The following is a 19,088-nucleotide window of genomic DNA, read 5'->3' as shown; positions in this document are numbered from 1 at the left end:
CATGATTAAATCAATTCGTAGTTCGGTAGTCAGTGCACTGGTAATGATGAGTGCTGGTGCCTATGCAATAGAAAGCAGTTTAGGCGTTAAAGACTTACCTGAGTTGACCCAAGAGTCTCAACACGTTGCAGCAGCAAAGCGCATTTCATCCCAATTCTTGCGTGCTCACTACAAACCAATTGATTTAAATGATGAATTATCACTTAAAATATTTGACCGTTACATTCGATCTTTAGACTATAACCGCAATGTTTTTACCGCAGAAGATATTGAAAAATTTTCTGCTTATAAAGACAAGTTTGATGACGCAATTGAACGCGGAAATTTAGATATTGCCTATCAAATATATCAACTTAATATGCAGCGCAGAGTGCAAAGGTATCAATATGCCCTTAGCCTATTAGATACTGAATTTAACTTTGAACTTGCCAATGATAAATTTGTATATGACAGAGAAGAAGCCCCTTGGGCCAAAAATGAAAGCGAATTAAACGAACTTTGGCGTCAACGTGTTAAATACGATGCGCTAAATCTAAAATTAGCTGGTAAAGATTGGCCAAAAACCCAAGAGTTATTAACTAAACGTTATGAAAGGGCGATTAAAAGGCTGACTCAAACCTCTAGTGAAGATGTTTTTCAAACAGTGATGAACTCTTTTGCTCGCAGTATCGAAGCCCACACTAGTTATTTATCCCCGCGTAATGCCGAGCGTTTCCAAATGGAAATGAACTTGTCTTTTGAAGGGATAGGAGCGGTGTTGTTAAGCGAAGATGACTACACTGTTATTCGCAGCATAGTGCCTGGTGGTCCAGCAGATTTGTCTGACAAAATAAAACCCGAAGACAAAATAGTTGGAGTAGCACAAGACGATGACGAGTTTGTAGATGTCATTGGTTGGCGCTTAGATGAAGTAGTTGAACTCATAAAAGGACCTAAAGGTAGTGTAGTTAAGCTACAAGTGCTAAAAGGTTCATCAGAATCTACTGTACCTCAAGTGGTTGAGCTAGTCCGAGACAAAATAAAGTTAGAAGACAGAGCGGCCAAATCTGAAGTCTATATTCCTAAAGAAGGGCCAAATAAAGATCAGAAACTAGGGGTTATATCTATCCCTTCGTTTTATAACAATTTACATCAAGATGTTCGCAATGAAATTGCTAGTTTAACTGAGCAAGGCGTGCAAGGTGTGATTGTTGATCTTAGAGGTAATGGCGGTGGGTCGTTGACCGAAGCTACCTTGTTATCAGGACTTTTTATAGATAAAGGGCCAGTGGTACAAATCCGCGATGGTGCAGGGCGTATACGCTTAGAAAAAGATATGGACGGCAAGGTCTTTTATGATGGCCCACTAACAGTGCTAGTGGACCGTTATAGTGCATCAGCATCTGAAATATTTGCTGCGGCTATGCAAGATTATAATCGTGCGTTAATTCTTGGCGAACAAACCTTTGGTAAAGGCACAGTTCAACAACATCGTCCTTTAGGTCGTATTTATGACTTATATGAAAATCCTTTAGGTAGTGTGCAATTTACTATCGCTAAGTTTTACCGTATTAACGGTGGCAGTACTCAGCATCAAGGGGTGATACCAGACATCTTATTTCCCTCGGTAATTGATCCTGCAGATTGGGGCGAAAGTCAGCAAGAAAACGCCTTACCTTGGGATAGCATTGCTCGCGCAAACTATACTACTTTTGGCGAAAATCGAGACTCCATTGAAAGGTTAACCACCTTACATAATCAACGAATTAAAAAAGAATTTAATTATATATACGACGATTTAGAGCGATATAAAGTTAAAAAACTCGATAAAACAATTTCTTTGGTTGAGTCGGAACGATTAAAAGAAAAGACTGAAAACGAACAGCGTAATCTAGCACGGGCCAACGAAAGGTTAGCGCGTTTAGGTTTACCTAAAGTTGAAAATCTTGATGACTTACCAGATGAGTTAGAAGAGGTTGATCCTTTCTTAGAAGAGGCAGCCAATATCACTTATGACGTATTAGCCATGGGCAAATACGCCATAAATAACAAAACAAATTAAACACTAATAATCAATATAAAAAGGCTGTCTGTTAGGCAGCCTTTTAACATAATAAAAATAAAAAAAGGGTAAAACATGGCAGCACGTGGCGAGTTTTCTTCTCGATTAGGTTTTGTGTTGGCCGCTGCTGGTTCAGCAGTAGGTCTAGGTAACATTTGGGGGTTTCCTACTCAAGTTGCCAGTAATGGGGGCGCTGCCTTTGTACTGGTTTATATCATTTTGGCCTTCTTATTGGCTTATCCAGTTTTAATGGCTGAGCTTATCATTGGCCGGTCAACTCGCTCTAATATGGTAGACGCCTTACGCAAAATATCTGGCAGTGGTTTTGGTAGCGCGACAGGGGTTTGGGGTTTTATTACTGTTTCTTTGATTTTGTCTTTTTATGCCTTAGTTGCAGGCTGGATGTTATCGCATTTCCTACAGACTATTGCTGACTTTTTTGGGCAACAAGAACTTTCCACTTGGTTAGTCACTTCGTCGTTACCGCGAGATATATTATTTTGTGGGATCTTTTTATGCCTTACTGCCAGTATAGTGACGGGTGGGGTGAGTAAAGGCATCGAAAAATGGTCGGTACGCTTAATGCCAGCCTTATTTGTGATCATTGCTTTGTTAATTATTTATGTTTCTACATTAGATGGGGCAATTGAAGGTTGGAAAGCCTATGTAGTACCAAACTTTAGCCTAATTATGGATCCTGATTTGTTAATTAGTGCCATGGGCCAAGCTTTTTTCTCTATGTCATTAGGGGTAGGGACTATGCTGGTTTACGGCTCTTACGTAAGCAAAAAAGAAAACTTACCATCTTTAGGTGCCAGTGTGGCCTTAGTTGATATAGGCGTGGCGATTTTAGCTGGTATGTTAATTATTCCTGCTATGTATGTTGCCTTACACAATGGGGTGGTTATTTTTTCTGAAAGTGGAGCATTAATTGAAGGACCTAACCTAATATTTGCGGTATTGCCAGCCCTGTTTGAAACCATGGGTACTGTTGGCCTGTATGTAGCATTTGTATTTTTTGCCCTAATGATAATCGCGGCCTTAACTTCTTCTATCAGTATGTTAGAAGTGCCCGTTGCTTATGTTGTAGAAAGCAAAGGCGTTGAGCGCAAGCGTGCGGTTTGGGCATTAACCTTAATGATATTCTTAATTAGTTCTACTTTAGCTTTTAATATGGGCAGCTTATTTGGCTTTGTTATAGATTTAACCACTAAATATAGCCAACCTTTATTAGGCCTAGTTTTATGTATTTTTGCCGGATGGGTTTGGAAAAGAGATCAAATTCTTGCTGAATTAAAACAAGGTCATGAACAAGCCGAGCACAGTGTGTTTTGGAAAATTTGGCCTTGGTATGTACGTTTTGTCTGTCCAGTAGTTATAGCCGTGATGTTTTATCGCTCAATCATTGCTTAATTCATTGATATTTTTAAAAGACGTTGACCAGGACTGCATAAATTTATGACCTTAGAAAAACAAAAACAAGAAGCCTCATTATCAGATGCGCTTATTCCTATTATTATTCTTATCAGCTTACTCGGCGCATCCGTTTATTTGTATGGCGATAGCTCGTCATTTGGCCCTAACCAAATAGCTTTGTTATTAGCTATGGGCATTGCCGCAATAATAGGCATTAAAAATGGTTATAGCTGGCAAGAAATTGAAGAAGGAATTATTCAGGGAATTTCTCGTTCTTTAGGGGCCATTCTGATTTTGTTGGCAGTAGGCTCACTTATTGGCACTTGGATGTTAGCGGGCACCGTTCCTACCTTAATATATTATGGGTTAGACCTACTCAATCCCTCTATGTTTTACACTGCTAGCTGTTTAATTTGTGCCATAGTAGCCATGAGTATTGGAAGCTCTTGGACAACGGCCGCTACTGTGGGTGTGGCTTTGATGGGGGTGTCAATTGGAATGGGCATGTCTGAAGCTATCACTGCCGGTGCCATTATATCTGGTGCTTATTTTGGCGATAAGATTTCTCCCTTATCAGAAACCACAAATTTAGCCCCAGCCATAGCTGGCACAAACCTGTTTGAACATATTCAATATATGTTATGGACCACAGTGCCTAGTATTATTATTACCTTAATTCTCTTTACTTTGATTGGCTTTGGCTCAGACATTCCAGCAGCAACCAGTAGAATTGAAGAAATGCAAAGCTTGCTTTCAGATGAGTTTAATCTTGGTTTTCACATGTTAATTCCTTTGTTTGTATTATTAGCCTTAGCCATTAAAAAGGTTCCAGCATTTCCAGCTGTTTCTATAGGGGCATTGCTAGGTTGTGTATGGGCTGTGATATTCCAACCTGAAGTTATCACTCGCATGGCAAACGAAGGCAGCTCAGTCGTGCAGGGCACTATAATGGTAGTATGGACCGCATTATTTGATGGCGTATCTTTTGCCACCCCAAGCGACACGCTTAATGACTTATTAAGTCGTGGCGGAATGTCTAGCATGTTGAATACTATTTGGTTGATTATGTGTGCTATGACCTTTGGCGCGGTACTAGAAAAAGTGGGACTGTTAAAACGTGCCGTTAGTGCATTTTTGAAGGGCGCGCGCTCAGCTGGTGATATGGTGACTCGTACAATTTTAACTTGTATAGGGACTAACCTAATCACAGCTGATCAGTATATTGCCATTGTGATGCCAGGCAGAATGTACAAAAACGAGTTTGAAAAGCGTGGGTTACATCAACTTAATTTATCTCGTAGCTTAGAAGATGGCGGTACCTTAACTTCACCACTTATCCCTTGGAATACCTGTGGTGTGTATATGCATGGAGTACTAGCGGTTAATCCTCTTGATTACTTTATTTATGCATTTTTTAATTTAATTAATCCAGTGTTAGCTATTATTTATGCTTATGTGGGGATTAAAATTTTGCGCATTCCTGTACCTGCCACTAAAACGGCATAATCTAATCTATTCACTTTCCCCGTTTAGTTTCAAACGGGGAAGGTATCGAGTTTTATAAAATTTCATCTAAGGGTTTTGTCCATGACTACACCTAATATTAAACGCCGTCTAGATTATCAAGCCCCAGACTATTTTATTAGTCAGGTGGAGCTTAAGGTGACTCTAGGTGAAGAGCTTACTTTTATTGAATGTACTACTCAGATCCAAAGAAATGGTCAACATTCTAGGCCGTTAATATTAGATGGGGAAAATTTAACTCTAGAGTCAGTGCAGGTTGATGGACAAACATTTAACCAATATGAAATTTTAGACTCAGGGTTACAACTTAATGTAGAAAGCGAGCAATTTAGCTTAAAAATAAAAAACACTATCAACCCCAAAGCTAATTCAAGCTTAGAAGGCTTGTATCTTTCTGCGGGAGCATTTTGTACCCAATGTGAAGCTGAAGGTTTTAGAAAGATCACCTATTTTCTTGATAGACCAGATGTATTGGCAAAATATGATGTCACTATTATTGCTGATAAAAGCCGTTACCCCTATTTGTTATCTAATGGCAATAAAATAGACCAAGGTGATTTACCCAATAATCAACATTGGGTGAAATGGTCTGATCCCTTTAATAAGCCCTGTTATTTATTTGCCTTAGTGGCCGGTGATTTTGATCTATTAGAAGATAGTTTTATTACCCAATCGGGTCGCGAGATAGCTTTACAATTATTTGTTGATAAAGGCATGATAAACCGTGGACAACATGCTCTTGACTCACTTAAAAAGGCCATGCGTTGGGACGAAACTGAATTTGGTTTAGAGTACGACTTAGATATTTATATGATAGTCGCAGTAGACTTTTTTAATATGGGGGCCATGGAAAATAAAGGGCTTAATGTATTTAACAGTAAGTTTGTGTTGGCCAATGCAAATACCGCTACAGACGAAGATTATTTTAATATTGAATCTGTTATAGCCCATGAGTATTTTCATAATTGGACAGGTAACCGCGTCACCTGTCGAGATTGGTTTCAATTAAGTTTAAAAGAAGGCTTAACGGTTTTTAGAGATCAACAATTTAGCGCAGATATGTCATCACCTGTGGTTAATCGAATTAAAAACGTGCGGGTAATTCGCGAACATCAATTTGCTGAAGACGCCAGTGCTATGTCACATCCTATTCGCCCCGACGAAGTGATAGAAATGAATAATTTTTATACTGTCACTGTTTACGATAAAGGGGCTGAAGTCATTCGAATGCTATACACTTTATTGGGTAAAGAAGGCTTTTTGGCTGGTATTAAACTTTATTTTGAGCGCTTTGATGGGCAGGCAGTCACCTGTGATGATTTTGTACAGGCCTTGCAAGATGCTAACAATAAAGACTTAACTCAGTTTAGGCTTTGGTATAGTCAATCAGGCACACCAGAAATCACAGTTCAAGATAGCTATGACAGTAACAGTCAAACCTATCAAATTACCTTTTCTCAGCATCATCAACCGACCTATGATCAAAAGCATAAAGCCGATTTACATATTCCTATCACCTTTAGTTTATTAGATCAAAATGCTCAGCCCATTCCCTTAGATGAGCAATCTACAGTTCAAACTCTAGAGTTAACTCAAGGCTCTCAAACCCTAACTTTTAATAATGTAATAGCTAAACCCATTCCTTCTTTATTACATAATTTTAGCGCTCCGGTAAAACTTCAATATGAATATGCCAAACAAGAATTAGCTAAGGTTATGCAAGGTTCGCCAGATGAATTTGCCCGCTGGGATGCCGCACAATCACTACTCAGCGAATGCATACATAGCATTGCTGGCTTAGATGAACAAGCCGCTGAAATTAACCTTAAACAATCTTTAGCACTGTTCGAACCCTTATTTTTAGCAGACAATATCAGTACAGCACTTAAAGCTGAAATGTTGACTATCCCTAGTTTTGAAAGCTTATTTCAGCAAAAACAAAGTATTGATATTGATGCTTTATATAAAGCTAGAGAAAGTTTAGCTAGGTCGATGGCCGTGACATTCGAAGGGCATTGGAAAACCCTTTATGATTCGCATCAATCTCCTGAATACCGTTATACCACTGACCAAGTAGAAGAACGTAGAATTAAGAATCTTGCCCTTAAAAATCTTAGTCTGGCGCAACATCCTGGAGTTAATCAATTATTACAACAACAGTTTACTGAAGTTGATAATATGACTGATTGTTTAGGGGTACTAAGCGCTGCTCAACAGGGTAACCTAGACTTGTTTGAACAATTAATGTTGCAGTTTGAACAAAGTTGGAAAAACGATCCGTTAGTACTAGATAAATGGTTTGCCTTACATGCTAATACTAATCGTTCAGATATTCTCGCTAGGTTAACTATGTTAATGGGCCACGATCAATACACTATTAATAATCCAAACCGTGTTAGAGCATTAGTGGGAACTTTTAGTTTTTATAATGTAACTGGCTTTCACAACATTGATGGCAGCGGTTATAAATATGTGGCTGATTATTTAATAAAATTAGATGCAGTTAACCCGCAAGTGGCGGCGAGGATCATTACCCCTTTAATTCAGTGGCAAAAGGTCGATAATACCCGTCAGCAATTAATGCAACATCAATTATTACGCATAGGCAATACCCCTGGATTAAGCCGTGATTTATATGAAAAAATTACTAAGAGTTTGCCACAAGTAAGCTAATGCAGACCTTTTATTTTAGTCTCTCACTTGAATACGACTATTGTGAGAGGCTGTATTACCCTAATGTGAATACCGTTGTGGTTACAGCTGAAAACGGTAAAAGAGTGCAATTGCCAGCCAAAAACCTAAGGCCCTTTGTTAGTCCATTAGGAATAAAAGGGCGTTTTCGTTTAATCATTGACGACCATCATAAAATACAAAGTTTTGAACGCGTGGCTTAGGCCAAAACTAAATTTTTTTTTTGCATAACTATCTACTTCTCAGCCCAGTGTTTTCAATAAATAAGCCAATTTTATGTGAACATTCTGCATAGCTATGAAATTTGTTAAATTTAGGTAAATATTAATCGTTTATAGGCTTATAATTTTCTGTTAGATTACAAAAAACTGTATATATCTCAGTATTTTGTCTAATCTTGTTGGGCAATAGATAAAAATGTTATTAGCTATTGCCAACAATAAAAATTCTCTTACTACTAACAGGTTTAAATATAAGTGGATAAGCATATGACGGTTGCAGATAATCAACATTCGGTCTTATTAGAAAATGTCTACAAGCTAATAAAGAAAAAAGTAGACGCAGACCAGGTCGATCAAATTACCAACTTTTCCAAAATTCTTTTTAAAAACATCGCCCGTGACGACTTAGATAATAGAAGTGACGACGACCTTTATGGCGCAACCTTAAGCTTATGGAACGAGTTTGTTGATTACGATAATAAAGCGCCGCTTATTCGGGCATTTAATCCTGCCATAAGCAAACATGGTTGGCAGTCCACTCATACAATAGTGCAAATTATTGTGAATGATATGCCGTTTTTAGTGGACTCGGTACGAATGGCCTTGAATAAAATGGGCATCACCGCGCACCTTTTATTGCATTCACCTATAAGCCTACGCAGAGATAAACAAAATAAATTTGTTAGCTTTACTGATGCCCAAGACAAAAACAAAGATGTCATAAAACAAACCGTGTTCTTAATCGAAGTAGACAGACAAACTTCGAAACTTGCATTAGATAAATTAACTGAAGAATTAATGTCTGTGGTTAATGATGTATCGCTAGCGGTGCAAGATTGGCAACCTATGCGCGAAAAATTAAAGCAAATTATTGCCGATTATAAAGCCAATAAATATTCAGTGTCTGAACAAGAAAGAAAACAAACTGAAAAGTTTTTAATGTGGTTAAACGATCATAACTTCACTTTAATGGGGTATCGCTCGTATACCGCATCAGGCATCAAAGGTGACTACCGTTGGTTGGCAGATAATGATTCAAGTTTAGGTTTGATGAAAAACTCAAAAACTGATCGTCAGCGGGTTTTGTCTAATATTCCTCCTTCTGCTCGTGCCGAAGCTTTAAGCAGCAATCCATTAATGCTTACCAAAACCAATTCGCGTTCTCGTGTGCATCGCCCAGCATATTTAGACTATGTAGGTATTAAGCGTTTTGATGCAGCAGGTAAAGTAATAGGTGAAGACCGCTTTATTGGTTTGTATTCAGCGTCTTTTTATAACAGCAGTGCCACTCAATTACCTGTTTTAGAAGATAAAATTAATGCAATTTCTAAGTTATCAGGTTTTGATCCAGGCTCGCATGGTCATAAAGCCTTTTTAAATATTATTGAAACCTTTCCTCGTGATGAACTACTGCAAGCCAGTGTGCAAGAGTTAGCGCAAATTGTATTAGGTATTTTCCAAATGCAAGAGCGCGGTATCTCTAAATTATTTGTACGCAAAGATGTGTTTGGGCGCTTTATTTCTTGCTTAGTGTTTGTGCCAAGAGAGCGTTACAACACCCAACTTCGTAAAAATACCCAAGAGTTATTAAAACTGTCGTTTGGCAGTGAACAAGAAGTTGAATTTACCACTTATTTTTCTGAGTCTGTGTATGCTCGTACGCATTACATTGCCAGAGTAAAAAACAACAATGCGGAATATAATGTGAAGGAAATCGAGAAAAACATCATAGAGCTCAGCAAAAGTTGGGATGATCGTCTTACCGCCACTATTCGTTCTAGCCACGGTGAAGCAAAAGGCAAAAAACTTGAGCAAAAGTATGCCAATGCTTTTTCAAGTAGTTATAAAGAAACTAACCTGCCTAGCGCGGCCTTGGTAGATATTGAAAAGTTAGAGTTGCTTAACAGCGAACATACTTTAGATATGCTGTTTTATCGTCCGCAAGAAGAAGGACCAGAAAGTAAAGCGGTTAAACTAAAACTCTTCCATAAAAACGAGCCTATCCATTTATCAGCCGTTTTACCTATGTTAGAAAACTTTGGTTTAAGAGTTATTGATGAAAGCCCATTTAAGGTGCATACCAGTCAAGGTGATGTTAACTGGATCATGGACTTTTCTATGCTACATAATGCCAGCAGTGAGCTGGATATGGAGCAAGCTCAGAATCTTTTCCAAACCGCCTTTTCACAAGTTTGGTATAACGCTTTAGAAGATGACCCCTTTAACCGTTTAGTGTTAGGTGCAGGTCTGACCGGACGTAATGTCACCATTTTACGTTCTTATGCAAAATATATGCGCCAAATTGGTAGCTCATTCAGTCGTGATTATATCGCCAATACTTTGGCTAATTACCCTGAAATAGCGACTTTATTAGTTAAGCTTTTTGTACAAAAGTTTGACCCAAGTGTTAAGCGCAGTGCTAAAAACGAAGAAAACCTTTTAACCACAGTAAAAGAGCAACTAGAAAACGTATCTAACCTAGATGACGATCGAATTATTCGTCGTTATTTAGATTTGATACTTGCTACTTTGCGTACCAACTTCTTCCAAAAAGACGAATTAGGCAACGAAAAACCTTATGTGTCTTACAAAATGTTGCCTGAGTTAGTACCAGAAATGCCACTACCAAGACCTAAATTTGAAATTTTTGTCTATTCACCGCGCATTGAAGGTGTGCATTTACGTGGTGGCAAGGTCGCTCGTGGAGGTTTACGTTGGTCTGACCGTCAAGAAGATTTCAGAACTGAAATTCTTGGCTTGGTTAAAGCTCAGCAAGTTAAAAATACCGTTATTGTACCTGTTGGTGCAAAAGGCGGCTTTGTGTGTAAAAACTTGCCAATGGATCAAGGCCGAGAAGCCATTCAAAAAGAAGGGCAAGAGTGCTACAAAATTTTCATCCGTAGCTTATTAGACATCACAGATAACATAGTAGATGGCAAGGTTGTTCATCCAAAAGAAGTGGTTCGTTTAGATGATGACGATGCTTATTTAGTGGTTGCTGCCGACAAAGGCACAGCTACATTCTCTGATATTGCCAATGGCATATCAGAAGAATTTAACTTTTGGTTAGGCGATGCCTTTGCATCGGGCGGCAGTATAGGTTACGACCATAAAAAGATGGGCATAACCGCTAAAGGTGCGTGGGAGTCAGTTAAACGTCACTTTAGAGAAATGGGCAAAGATTGCCAAACTACAGATTTTACCTGTGTTGCAGTAGGTGACATGGCCGGTGATGTATTTGGTAATGGTATGCTGTTATCTAAACACACCAAATTAGTCTGTGCCTTTAACCATTTACATATTTTCTTTGACCCAAGCCCAGATCCTAAAACCAGTTATCAAGAGCGTCAGCGTTTGTTCGAAAACCCCAGACTAAGTTGGGATGATTACGACCGCAAATTAATTTCAAAAGGTGGCGGCATTTTCAGTCGTGCAGCTAAGTCAATTAAGCTTACTGCTGAAATGAAAAAATGGTTGGGTACTAAGCAGCAAACCATGACCCCAAATGAATTAATTCATAATGTGCTTAAAATGCCAGTTGATCTAATTTGGAATGGCGGTATTGGTACTTATGTTAAAAGCTCTAAAGAAACCCATGCATCAGTAGGGGACAGAGCAAATGATGATGTTCGAGTAAATGGTAGCGAAGTTCGCGCTAAAATTATTGGTGAAGGCGGCAACTTAGGTGCTACACAGTTGGGTAGAGTTGAGTTTGCGGTAAATGGTGGCCGAGTTAACACTGACTTTATCGATAATGTGGGTGGCGTAGATTGCTCAGATAACGAAGTTAACATCAAGATTTTGTTAAATACGCTAGTGAATGCGGGTGACTTAACCATTAAGCAGCGCAACAACTTATTGTATGAAATGACTGATGAAGTTGGCGATTTAGTGATCCAAGATTGTTACAGTCAAACTGAGTCTATCTCGATTTCAGAATTGGGTGGTGTAGGGCAATTACGTGAACAATTGCGCTTTATACATGGCCTAGAAAGAGAAGGCTATTTAAATAGAGAGCTAGAATTTATTCCATCTGACGATGAACTTTCTGACCGTTTATCAAAATCCAAAGGTTTAACTCGACCTGAACTTTCAGTGTTGATTGCTTATGGAAAAATGGTAATGAAAGAGAAATTCAATATACCAGCCATTACCGATAACCCTTATCATGGCAAATTATTGGTTGAAGCTTTCCCTAAAAAGTTACAAGACAATTACGCTGAACAAATGCAAATGCACCCACTACGTAGTGAAATTATTGCAACTAAGTTGACCAATAATATTATTAACGATATGGGCATGAACTATGTGTTCAGAATGCAAGAAGAAACCGGCGCCGGAGTAGATGAAATTGCCACTGCCTATGCGGTTGTACGCGGCATTTTCAATATGCAACAATTATGGGACGACGTTGAACATTTAGATAACCAAGTGGCCTCCCATGTGCAACTTAAAATGCTAGATAGTTTACGCCGTACTATGCGCCGTGCTTCACGTTGGTATTTAAGACACGGCAATAAAGCTTTAGGCATTCAAGAGTCTATTGAAAGCTATCGTTCTACTTTTAATGACCTGTTTAATAACATTCAGGACTATTTAGTAAAATCTGAATATGAGCAATTAGCTGCTGCACGTTTAGAATTAACTGAAGCGGGTGTACCAGACGATATTGCTTATCGTGTTGCCTCGTTAAGCAATATGTTCCCTTGTATGGATCTTGCGCAAGTAGCAGAAACAGAAAAAAGAGACATCAAGCTGGTGTCGAATTTATACTTTAAACTGGGTTCTAAACTTGAGTTACATTGGTTCTTAGCTCAAATTGATAAACAAACAGTTAGCAATCATTGGCAAGCTCTAGCGCGCGCTTCTTACCGCGAAGAGTTAGATTGGCAACAACGTTCAATCACATCTGTATTGTTGGCCTCAGCACCAGACAATAATGATGCAGAGTCAATATTGAAAGACTGGATGGATAATAATCAAGTATTATTAGATCGCTGGTATCATATGATGTCTGAATTTAGAACAAGTAGCACACATGAGTTTGCTAAGTTCTCAGTTGCCTTAAGGGAGCTAATGTTACTTAGCATTAATGCTAATAATTAAAACCTGCTGTTAACACTTAAGGCCCTGGTTTACGTTTGTTCGTACCGGGGCTTTTTTATAGATAAAGAGAAAGTCACTATGTATGCATTAATGCAAAAATTTTTATTCACTCAAGATGCAGAGTGGAGCCACGATTTTACCCTTAACTGGTTAAAGCGCACACAACACAACCCTCTAAATACTTTATATAAACAACAGATTGAAGATAAACCCGTTGAAGTATTTGGCTTAACCTTTAAAAATCCCGTGGGTTTGGCTGCTGGGCTAGACAAAAACGGTGAATGTATTGATGCCTTTGCTGCTATGGGTTTTGGATTTATCGAAATTGGTACTGTCACGCCCAAAGCACAAATGGGTAATGATAAACCCAGAATGTTTAGACTCCCACAAAGCCAGGCGATAATTAATCGTATGGGTTTTAATAATAAGGGGGTAGACAATCTTGTAGAGAATGTTAAAAGGGCAAAATACCAAGGTGTGTTAGGCATCAATATTGGTAAAAACAAAGACACTCCAGAAGAAGATGCTTTAAAAGATTATGTGATTTGTTTACAAAAAGTCTATGCCCATGCCAGTTATATTACTGTCAATATTTCTTCTCCAAACACTCCAGGTTTACGAAATTTACAACATGGTGAAGCCTTAGATATCTTGTTAAAAGGGCTAAAACAAGAGCAACAAAAACTGCAAAAAATCCATAATAAATATGTTCCGATCTTAGTGAAGATCGCACCTGATTTAACCGAGATCGAGATTGTCGACATGGCAAATTCTTTGATCGAAAACCAGATCGATGGAGTCATAGCCACCAACACAACTTTAGACAGAGAATGTGTAAAAGGCCAAGAAAATGCAAAACAAGCTGGCGGTTTAAGCGGCGCGGTAATTCAGGCTAAAAGCCAGGCGGTTAGTGCTAAGTTGTGTGAAGTGATCGCAGGCAGAATGCCTGTTATAGGGGTAGGGGGTATTCACTCCGCTTCTACAGCGAAAGCCCGGATCGAGGCAGGATCTAGTCTGATCCAGCTGTATTCTTCATTGATCTACCAAGGGCCAAAAGTGATCAAAGAGATCGTAGAATCCATATAATGATCCTGCATTGATCGCCAAGTTTTAGACGAAATAATATGGAAAAAAATCACCCATTAATTAGCAACATATGTTAGCTTTTTAGGCATCGATTTTATTTAAGATTTTGTCTACTTATGTTGCAACCCATGACAGATTGGTATTGGTTCACTGAACAAGGACAGCTAATGCTGTCTTTGGGTAGCCAATGGCAATGTACTACTGCTTATGGACACAAACATATTGTTGATCTACCGCAAAACAAACAGTTGTTTAGTTTGTCAGATACCGAATGTTATTTAACCTTTGGTGAAAGCCTCTTAGCAAGCAGTGGACAGTTTTCTGAAGCTCAGTTAACCCATATTTTAATTAATGCTACTGCTGCTTTTATGTTTCACAAACCTATTGCACCAAAAAGTTGGTTATTTAAACCTGTGAGTGATTACGGCTCGCATCACAAATTAGCTAAGTTAAATAGTCAATTTGGCAGTGCAGTAGTGCTAGTGTTAACTGATGAACAAAACCTGACAACCTGTATGTTAATTTCGCCTCAGTTACAGATTTCTCCGTCTAAACAGCTTAAGCAATTTGAGTTAATAAAAGTCGCAAAAGACCGTTTAGAACCATTAGTATCTCAAGTGAACGCATTATTGACTGCCTAAGTTCAGCATTCTTTAACTAAAGGCTAGAATTTCTGGCTTTAAAACATGCGCTTAACCTTGAATTACCGTATAATCGCCGCCGTTTTACCCCAATCTTTTTAGAGTGACACAATGTTTGAATTTTTAATTACTACGTCTAAGGGCTTAGACGGGCTGCTATTAGACGAAATTGCCAAAATTTGCCCTGATGTATCGTTAAAATCAAAACCTGGCCAAGTATTATTTAGTGGTGAATTAGCCGATGCCTACCAAGTTTGTTTATGGTCTAGGTTAGCAAACCGTGTGTTAGTTAAACTTGCTGAAGGTGAAATTAACCAAGCAGATGATGTGTATAAAGTGGCCGACCAAGCGAATTGGCCATCACATTTTGCTGTGCATGATACCTTTGCAGTTGATTTTACTGGAACCAATCAAAGCATTAACAATACTCAATTTGGCGCATTAAAAGTAAAAGATGCCATAGTGGATCAATTCTCGACATTTTTTGATGAACGTCCATCAGTGAGTAAGCTAAACCCAGACATTCGTATTCAAGCCAGAATGTGGCGCAGTATTTTGGGGGTTTATCTAGACCTTTCTGGAAAAAGCTTACATCAAAGACACTACCGAATGAAAACCGGTCCTGCGCCAGTTAAAGAACATCTAGCTTGCGCTATGTTACATAGAAGCGGTTGGACTCAGCATGCTGATTTACCCTTAGTTGACCCAATGTGTGGTGCCGGCACTGTTGCAATTGAAGCCGCCATGCTAGCAGCGAATATTGCCCCAGGTATAGCTCGCACGAGTTGGGGTTTTACCGCTTGGAAACAACACCAAACTGAGGTGTGGGACAATTGTCTAGAAAACGCCAAGAATCAACAACAAGAGGTTAGTACTAAAATTTTAGCCAGCGATATTGATAAAAGTTTAATAGCCACAGCTCAAGAAAACGCTAGAGCTGCTGGTGTCAGTCAATGGATAGAATTTAGCCAGCAAGATGCCACTAACCTAACACTTAGCGATTTGCCTGCAGGTTATTTAGTGAGTAACCCGCCTTATGGTGAAAGATTGAGTGAAACAACTGCGCTTATACCGGTTTTTCAAAAATGGGGACGCCAATTAAAGCAGGCCTTTAAAGCTTGGCATGTTTCGCTATTAACATCAGATCGTAATCTATTAAGAGAGTTAAAATTAACCGCTAAAAAAGAATACAAACTCATGAATGGTAAATTAGAGTGCGTATTGGTTAATTTTGTTTTAGATGAAAAGAATTGTGAAATTCGAGAGTCTAAGCCAGTTAACAACGACTTTGCTAATAGATTAAAAAAGAACTTAGTTAAAACTCAAAAGTGGCTAAAGCAACAAAATACCAATTGTTATCGCATTTATGATGCCGACTTACCTGAATATAAGGTAGCGGTAGACAGATATGCCGATTATTTAGTGGTGCAAGAGTATGCGCCGCCTAAAGATATCCCAGAACATAAAGCCAAAAAACGTATTCAAGACATAATGCACTCTTTACCACAGGTAACAGGTGTAGCACCAAACCAAATAGTGTTAAAAGTACGTGAACAGCAAAAAGGTAAACGCCAATACGAAAAGGTTTCTCAGCGTAAAGAAACCCTAGAAGTATACGAAAATGGCGCCAAGTTTTTAGTTAATTTATACGATTATCTAGATACAGGGTTATTTTTAGATCACAGAAATACTCGTCAACTTGTGCAACAAAAAAGCAAAAACAAAGATGTATTAAACTTGTTTGCCTATACAGGAAGTGTGTCTGTACATGCAGCTTTGGGAGGGGCAAAATCTATAACCACTGTTGATATGTCAAACACTTACCTAGATTGGGCCAAAGAGAACTTTAAGTTAAATGGTTTAAAAGGGGCCTATGAGTTTGTTCAAGCTGATTGTTTAAAATGGTTAAAACAACACAATAGTTTGTACGATTTTATTTTTATTGATCCTCCGTCGTTTTCAAATTCTAAACGAATGGACGCCACTTGGGATGTGCAACGCGACCACCTTGAATTGATCCAAGATGCATTACGTTGTTTAAAACCTAAGGGCGAAATTATATTTTCAAATAATCTTCGCCAATTTAAGTTAGACCAAACTGGCATACAAAACTTAGGCTTAACCATTGACAATTTATCTCAACAAAGTTTGCCTGAAGATTTTAAACGCAATCCCAAAATACATCATTGTTGGTCATTTATTAAAGCCTAGGAACAAAAGCAAGAATGAGTTTAATTTTATATACAGGTGAAAACTGTGGGTTATGTGAACAAGCAGAGTCCATGCTGATTACAGTTAATCCTCAAGCAGCCAAGGCATTACAAAAAGTTAAAGTGCGTGATGATGCGCATTTGTATCATTTATATGGTGCACGTATTCCAGTGTTTTTCCGTGAAGACAAGCAACAAGAATTAGCCTGGCCATTTGAGCCAGAACAATTAAAAGAGTTTTTAAATTGAGTTTATTGCAGTTAAAAAATGCCAGTATTATTCTGGGACATCCGCCACTTTTAAATGGCATAGAATTAGTCATACACCCAGGTGAAAGGCTATGTTTAGTTGGGCGAAATGGCTGTGGTAAATCAACCTTATTAAAAGTTATAGAAGCCGAAATTAAGCTTGATGATGGCCAGCGAATAGTCAACAAAGATGTGAAAATTGCTCGTTTGCCACAAGATCCACCTTCTAGCGTGCAATGTAGTTTATTTGATTATGTAGCAGAAGGGCTAGCAGAAGTAGGGCAATACCTAAAAGCCTATTTTCATCAAGCAGACTTAGTGGCCGAAGACCCATCTGACGCCAATTTAGCTAAATTAGAAAGCTTGCAGCAACAACTCGATCATCATAATGGTTGGCAATTTGAACAACGCATTCAACAAGTGTTAACTAAGTTACAACTTGATCCTAACCAACAGCTTAGTAATTTGTCTGGAGGCTGGCGTCGTAAAGCGGCGTTAGCTAAAGCCATGGCCAGTGACCCTGATATTTTGCTTTTAGATGAGCCTACCAACCACTTAGATATTGATATGATCAAATGGCTAGAAGATGCCATTAAAGGTTATGCCGGCTCTGTGGTTTTTGTTAGTCACGACCGTGCGTTTATCCGTAATGTTGCCAGCAGAATAATAGATTTAGACCGTGGTAATCTTGTGAGTTACCCAGGCAGTTATCAAGCATATCTAGATCAAAAGGCCCACGATCTAGAAGTAGAAGAAAGTCAAAATGCCTTGTTTGATAAAAAGCTAAGCCAAGAAGAAACCTGGATCAGGCAGGGCATAAAAGCTCGCCGCACCAGAAACGAAGGCCGGGTTAGAGCCTTAAAAGCCCTGCGAGCAGAGCGCTCACAGCGTGTGGCTAAATTAGGTAAAGCTAAAGTCAGTGTTAGTGAGTCAAAAAGCTCAGGCAAAATTGTGTTTGAGACCGACCAACTGCATTATCAAATTGAAGATAAATTAATAGTAGAGTCTTTAACTACCACTATTCAGCGTGGCGATAAGTTAGCCTTAGTGGGCCCCAATGGTTGTGGTAAAAGCACCCTTATTAAGTTGTTATTAGGCGAACTTAAGCCTACAGCTGGCACGGTTAAAACAGGGGCGAATATAGAAATTGCCTACTTTGACCAACACAGAGATCAATTGGATGTTGAGAAACGCGTAATTGACACTATTGCCGATGGCAAACGCGAAGTCAGCATAAATGGTCGCACTAAACATGTGATGAGTTATTTACAAGATTATTTGTTTACCCCAGAGCGGGTAAACTCTCCGGTTAAGTCGCTGTCTGGTGGTGAAAAAAACCGTTTGTTGTTAGCTAAGCTCATGCTTAAGCCAAGTAATCTATTAATTTTAGATGAACCTACCAACGACTTAGATGTAGAAACGCTAGAATTATTAGAAGATACCCTGTCTAATTACCCTGGTACTGTTATTTTAGTGAGTCACGATAGGGAATTTGTAGACAATGTTGTGACCACAAGTTACTTTTTTGAAGGCCAAGGGGTAGTAAAAGAGTTTGTTGGTGGTTGCAGTGATATTAGTCAGTGGTATGAGCAACAGCAAAAAGAAAAAGTCGAAAAAACTGAAACTAAAGCTAAATCACAGAGTCCTAAGGGCGAAACCAATCAAAGCAAAGGTAAAAAGCTTACATATAAGCTTCAACTTGAATTAGAATCGTTACCGTTAAAAATTGAAACCCTTGAAGAGGAAGTCAAAGGCTTACAACTACAAGTTAATGACCCAGACTTTTTTAAACAAGACGCATCGAAATCAGAATCTGTTCTTTCTCAATTAGCCGAAGCAGAACAAAGGCTAAATCAAGCATATGAAAGATGGGACGAAATCGAAGGCATGCTCGAGTAGTGCAT

General features: G+C 38.7%; 11 protein-coding genes. All 11 read left to right on the top strand.

The features are described 5' to 3' along the window. The first annotated feature begins 1 nt into the window (after position 1). The 11 genes from prc to uup all read left to right on the top strand — a co-directional run bounded on the left by prc (position 2) and on the right by uup (position 19,083). Complete coding sequence (gene prc, locus ACVCDT_RS06135) at positions 2-2,041, top strand: carboxy terminal-processing peptidase (protein WP_447131884.1); 2,040 nt, start codon at positions 2-4, stop codon at positions 2,039-2,041. A gap of 75 nt (positions 2,042-2,116) precedes the next feature. Then, entirely contained in the window at positions 2,117-3,454 is a 1,338-nt protein-coding gene (locus ACVCDT_RS06130; RefSeq protein ID WP_447131883.1) for a sodium-dependent transporter, read from the top strand. 45 nt (positions 3,455-3,499) lie between these two features. Beyond that, complete coding sequence (gene nhaC, locus ACVCDT_RS06125; protein WP_447131882.1) at positions 3,500-4,963, top strand: Na+/H+ antiporter NhaC; 1,464 nt, start codon at positions 3,500-3,502, stop codon at positions 4,961-4,963. 81 nt (positions 4,964-5,044) lie between these two features. Further along, positions 5,045-7,654 carry an aminopeptidase N gene (pepN, locus tag ACVCDT_RS06120; RefSeq protein WP_447131881.1) on the top strand — a complete coding sequence of 870 codons (2,610 nt, stop codon included), beginning with the start codon at positions 5,045-5,047 and terminating at the stop codon, positions 7,652-7,654. Beyond that, complete coding sequence (locus ACVCDT_RS06115) at positions 7,654-7,875, top strand: DUF2835 family protein (protein WP_447131880.1); 222 nt, start codon at positions 7,654-7,656, stop codon at positions 7,873-7,875. Before pepN ends, ACVCDT_RS06115 begins: the two co-directional genes overlap by 1 nt. 285 nt (positions 7,876-8,160) lie before the next feature. Further along, entirely contained in the window at positions 8,161-12,999 is a 4,839-nt protein-coding gene (locus ACVCDT_RS06110) for an NAD-glutamate dehydrogenase (protein WP_447131879.1), read from the top strand. 78 nt (positions 13,000-13,077) lie between these two features. Beyond that, the gene (gene pyrD / locus ACVCDT_RS06105) at positions 13,078-14,085 is read left to right on the top strand and encodes a quinone-dependent dihydroorotate dehydrogenase (RefSeq protein WP_447131878.1); all 1,008 of its coding nucleotides are present in this window, start codon (positions 13,078-13,080) and stop codon (positions 14,083-14,085) included. 116 nt (positions 14,086-14,201) lie between these two features. Next, positions 14,202-14,726, top strand: coding sequence for a cell division protein ZapC domain-containing protein (locus tag ACVCDT_RS06100; protein ID WP_447131877.1), 525 nt, complete (start codon positions 14,202-14,204; stop codon positions 14,724-14,726). Between the two features lie 111 nt (positions 14,727-14,837). Continuing rightward, positions 14,838-16,937, top strand: coding sequence for a bifunctional 23S rRNA (guanine(2069)-N(7))-methyltransferase RlmK/23S rRNA (guanine(2445)-N(2))-methyltransferase RlmL (gene rlmKL / locus ACVCDT_RS06095; RefSeq protein WP_447131876.1), 2,100 nt, complete (start codon positions 14,838-14,840; stop codon positions 16,935-16,937). Between the two features lie 14 nt (positions 16,938-16,951). Then, positions 16,952-17,185 (top strand): glutaredoxin family protein, encoded by a 234-nt coding sequence (locus ACVCDT_RS06090; protein WP_447131875.1) that lies wholly within the window; start codon positions 16,952-16,954, stop codon positions 17,183-17,185. Continuing rightward, positions 17,182-19,083: an ATP-binding cassette ATPase Uup gene (gene uup / locus ACVCDT_RS06085; RefSeq protein WP_447131874.1), complete on the top strand. Its 1,902-nt coding sequence runs from the start codon at positions 17,182-17,184 to the stop codon at positions 19,081-19,083. The genes ACVCDT_RS06090 and uup overlap by 4 nt, the downstream gene beginning before the upstream one ends. Positions 19,084-19,088 lie beyond the last annotated feature (5 nt).

The sequence above is a fragment of the Paraglaciecola aestuariivivens genome, from assembly GCF_052983255.1.
This window is presented reverse-complemented; position numbering and strand designations above follow the sequence as displayed.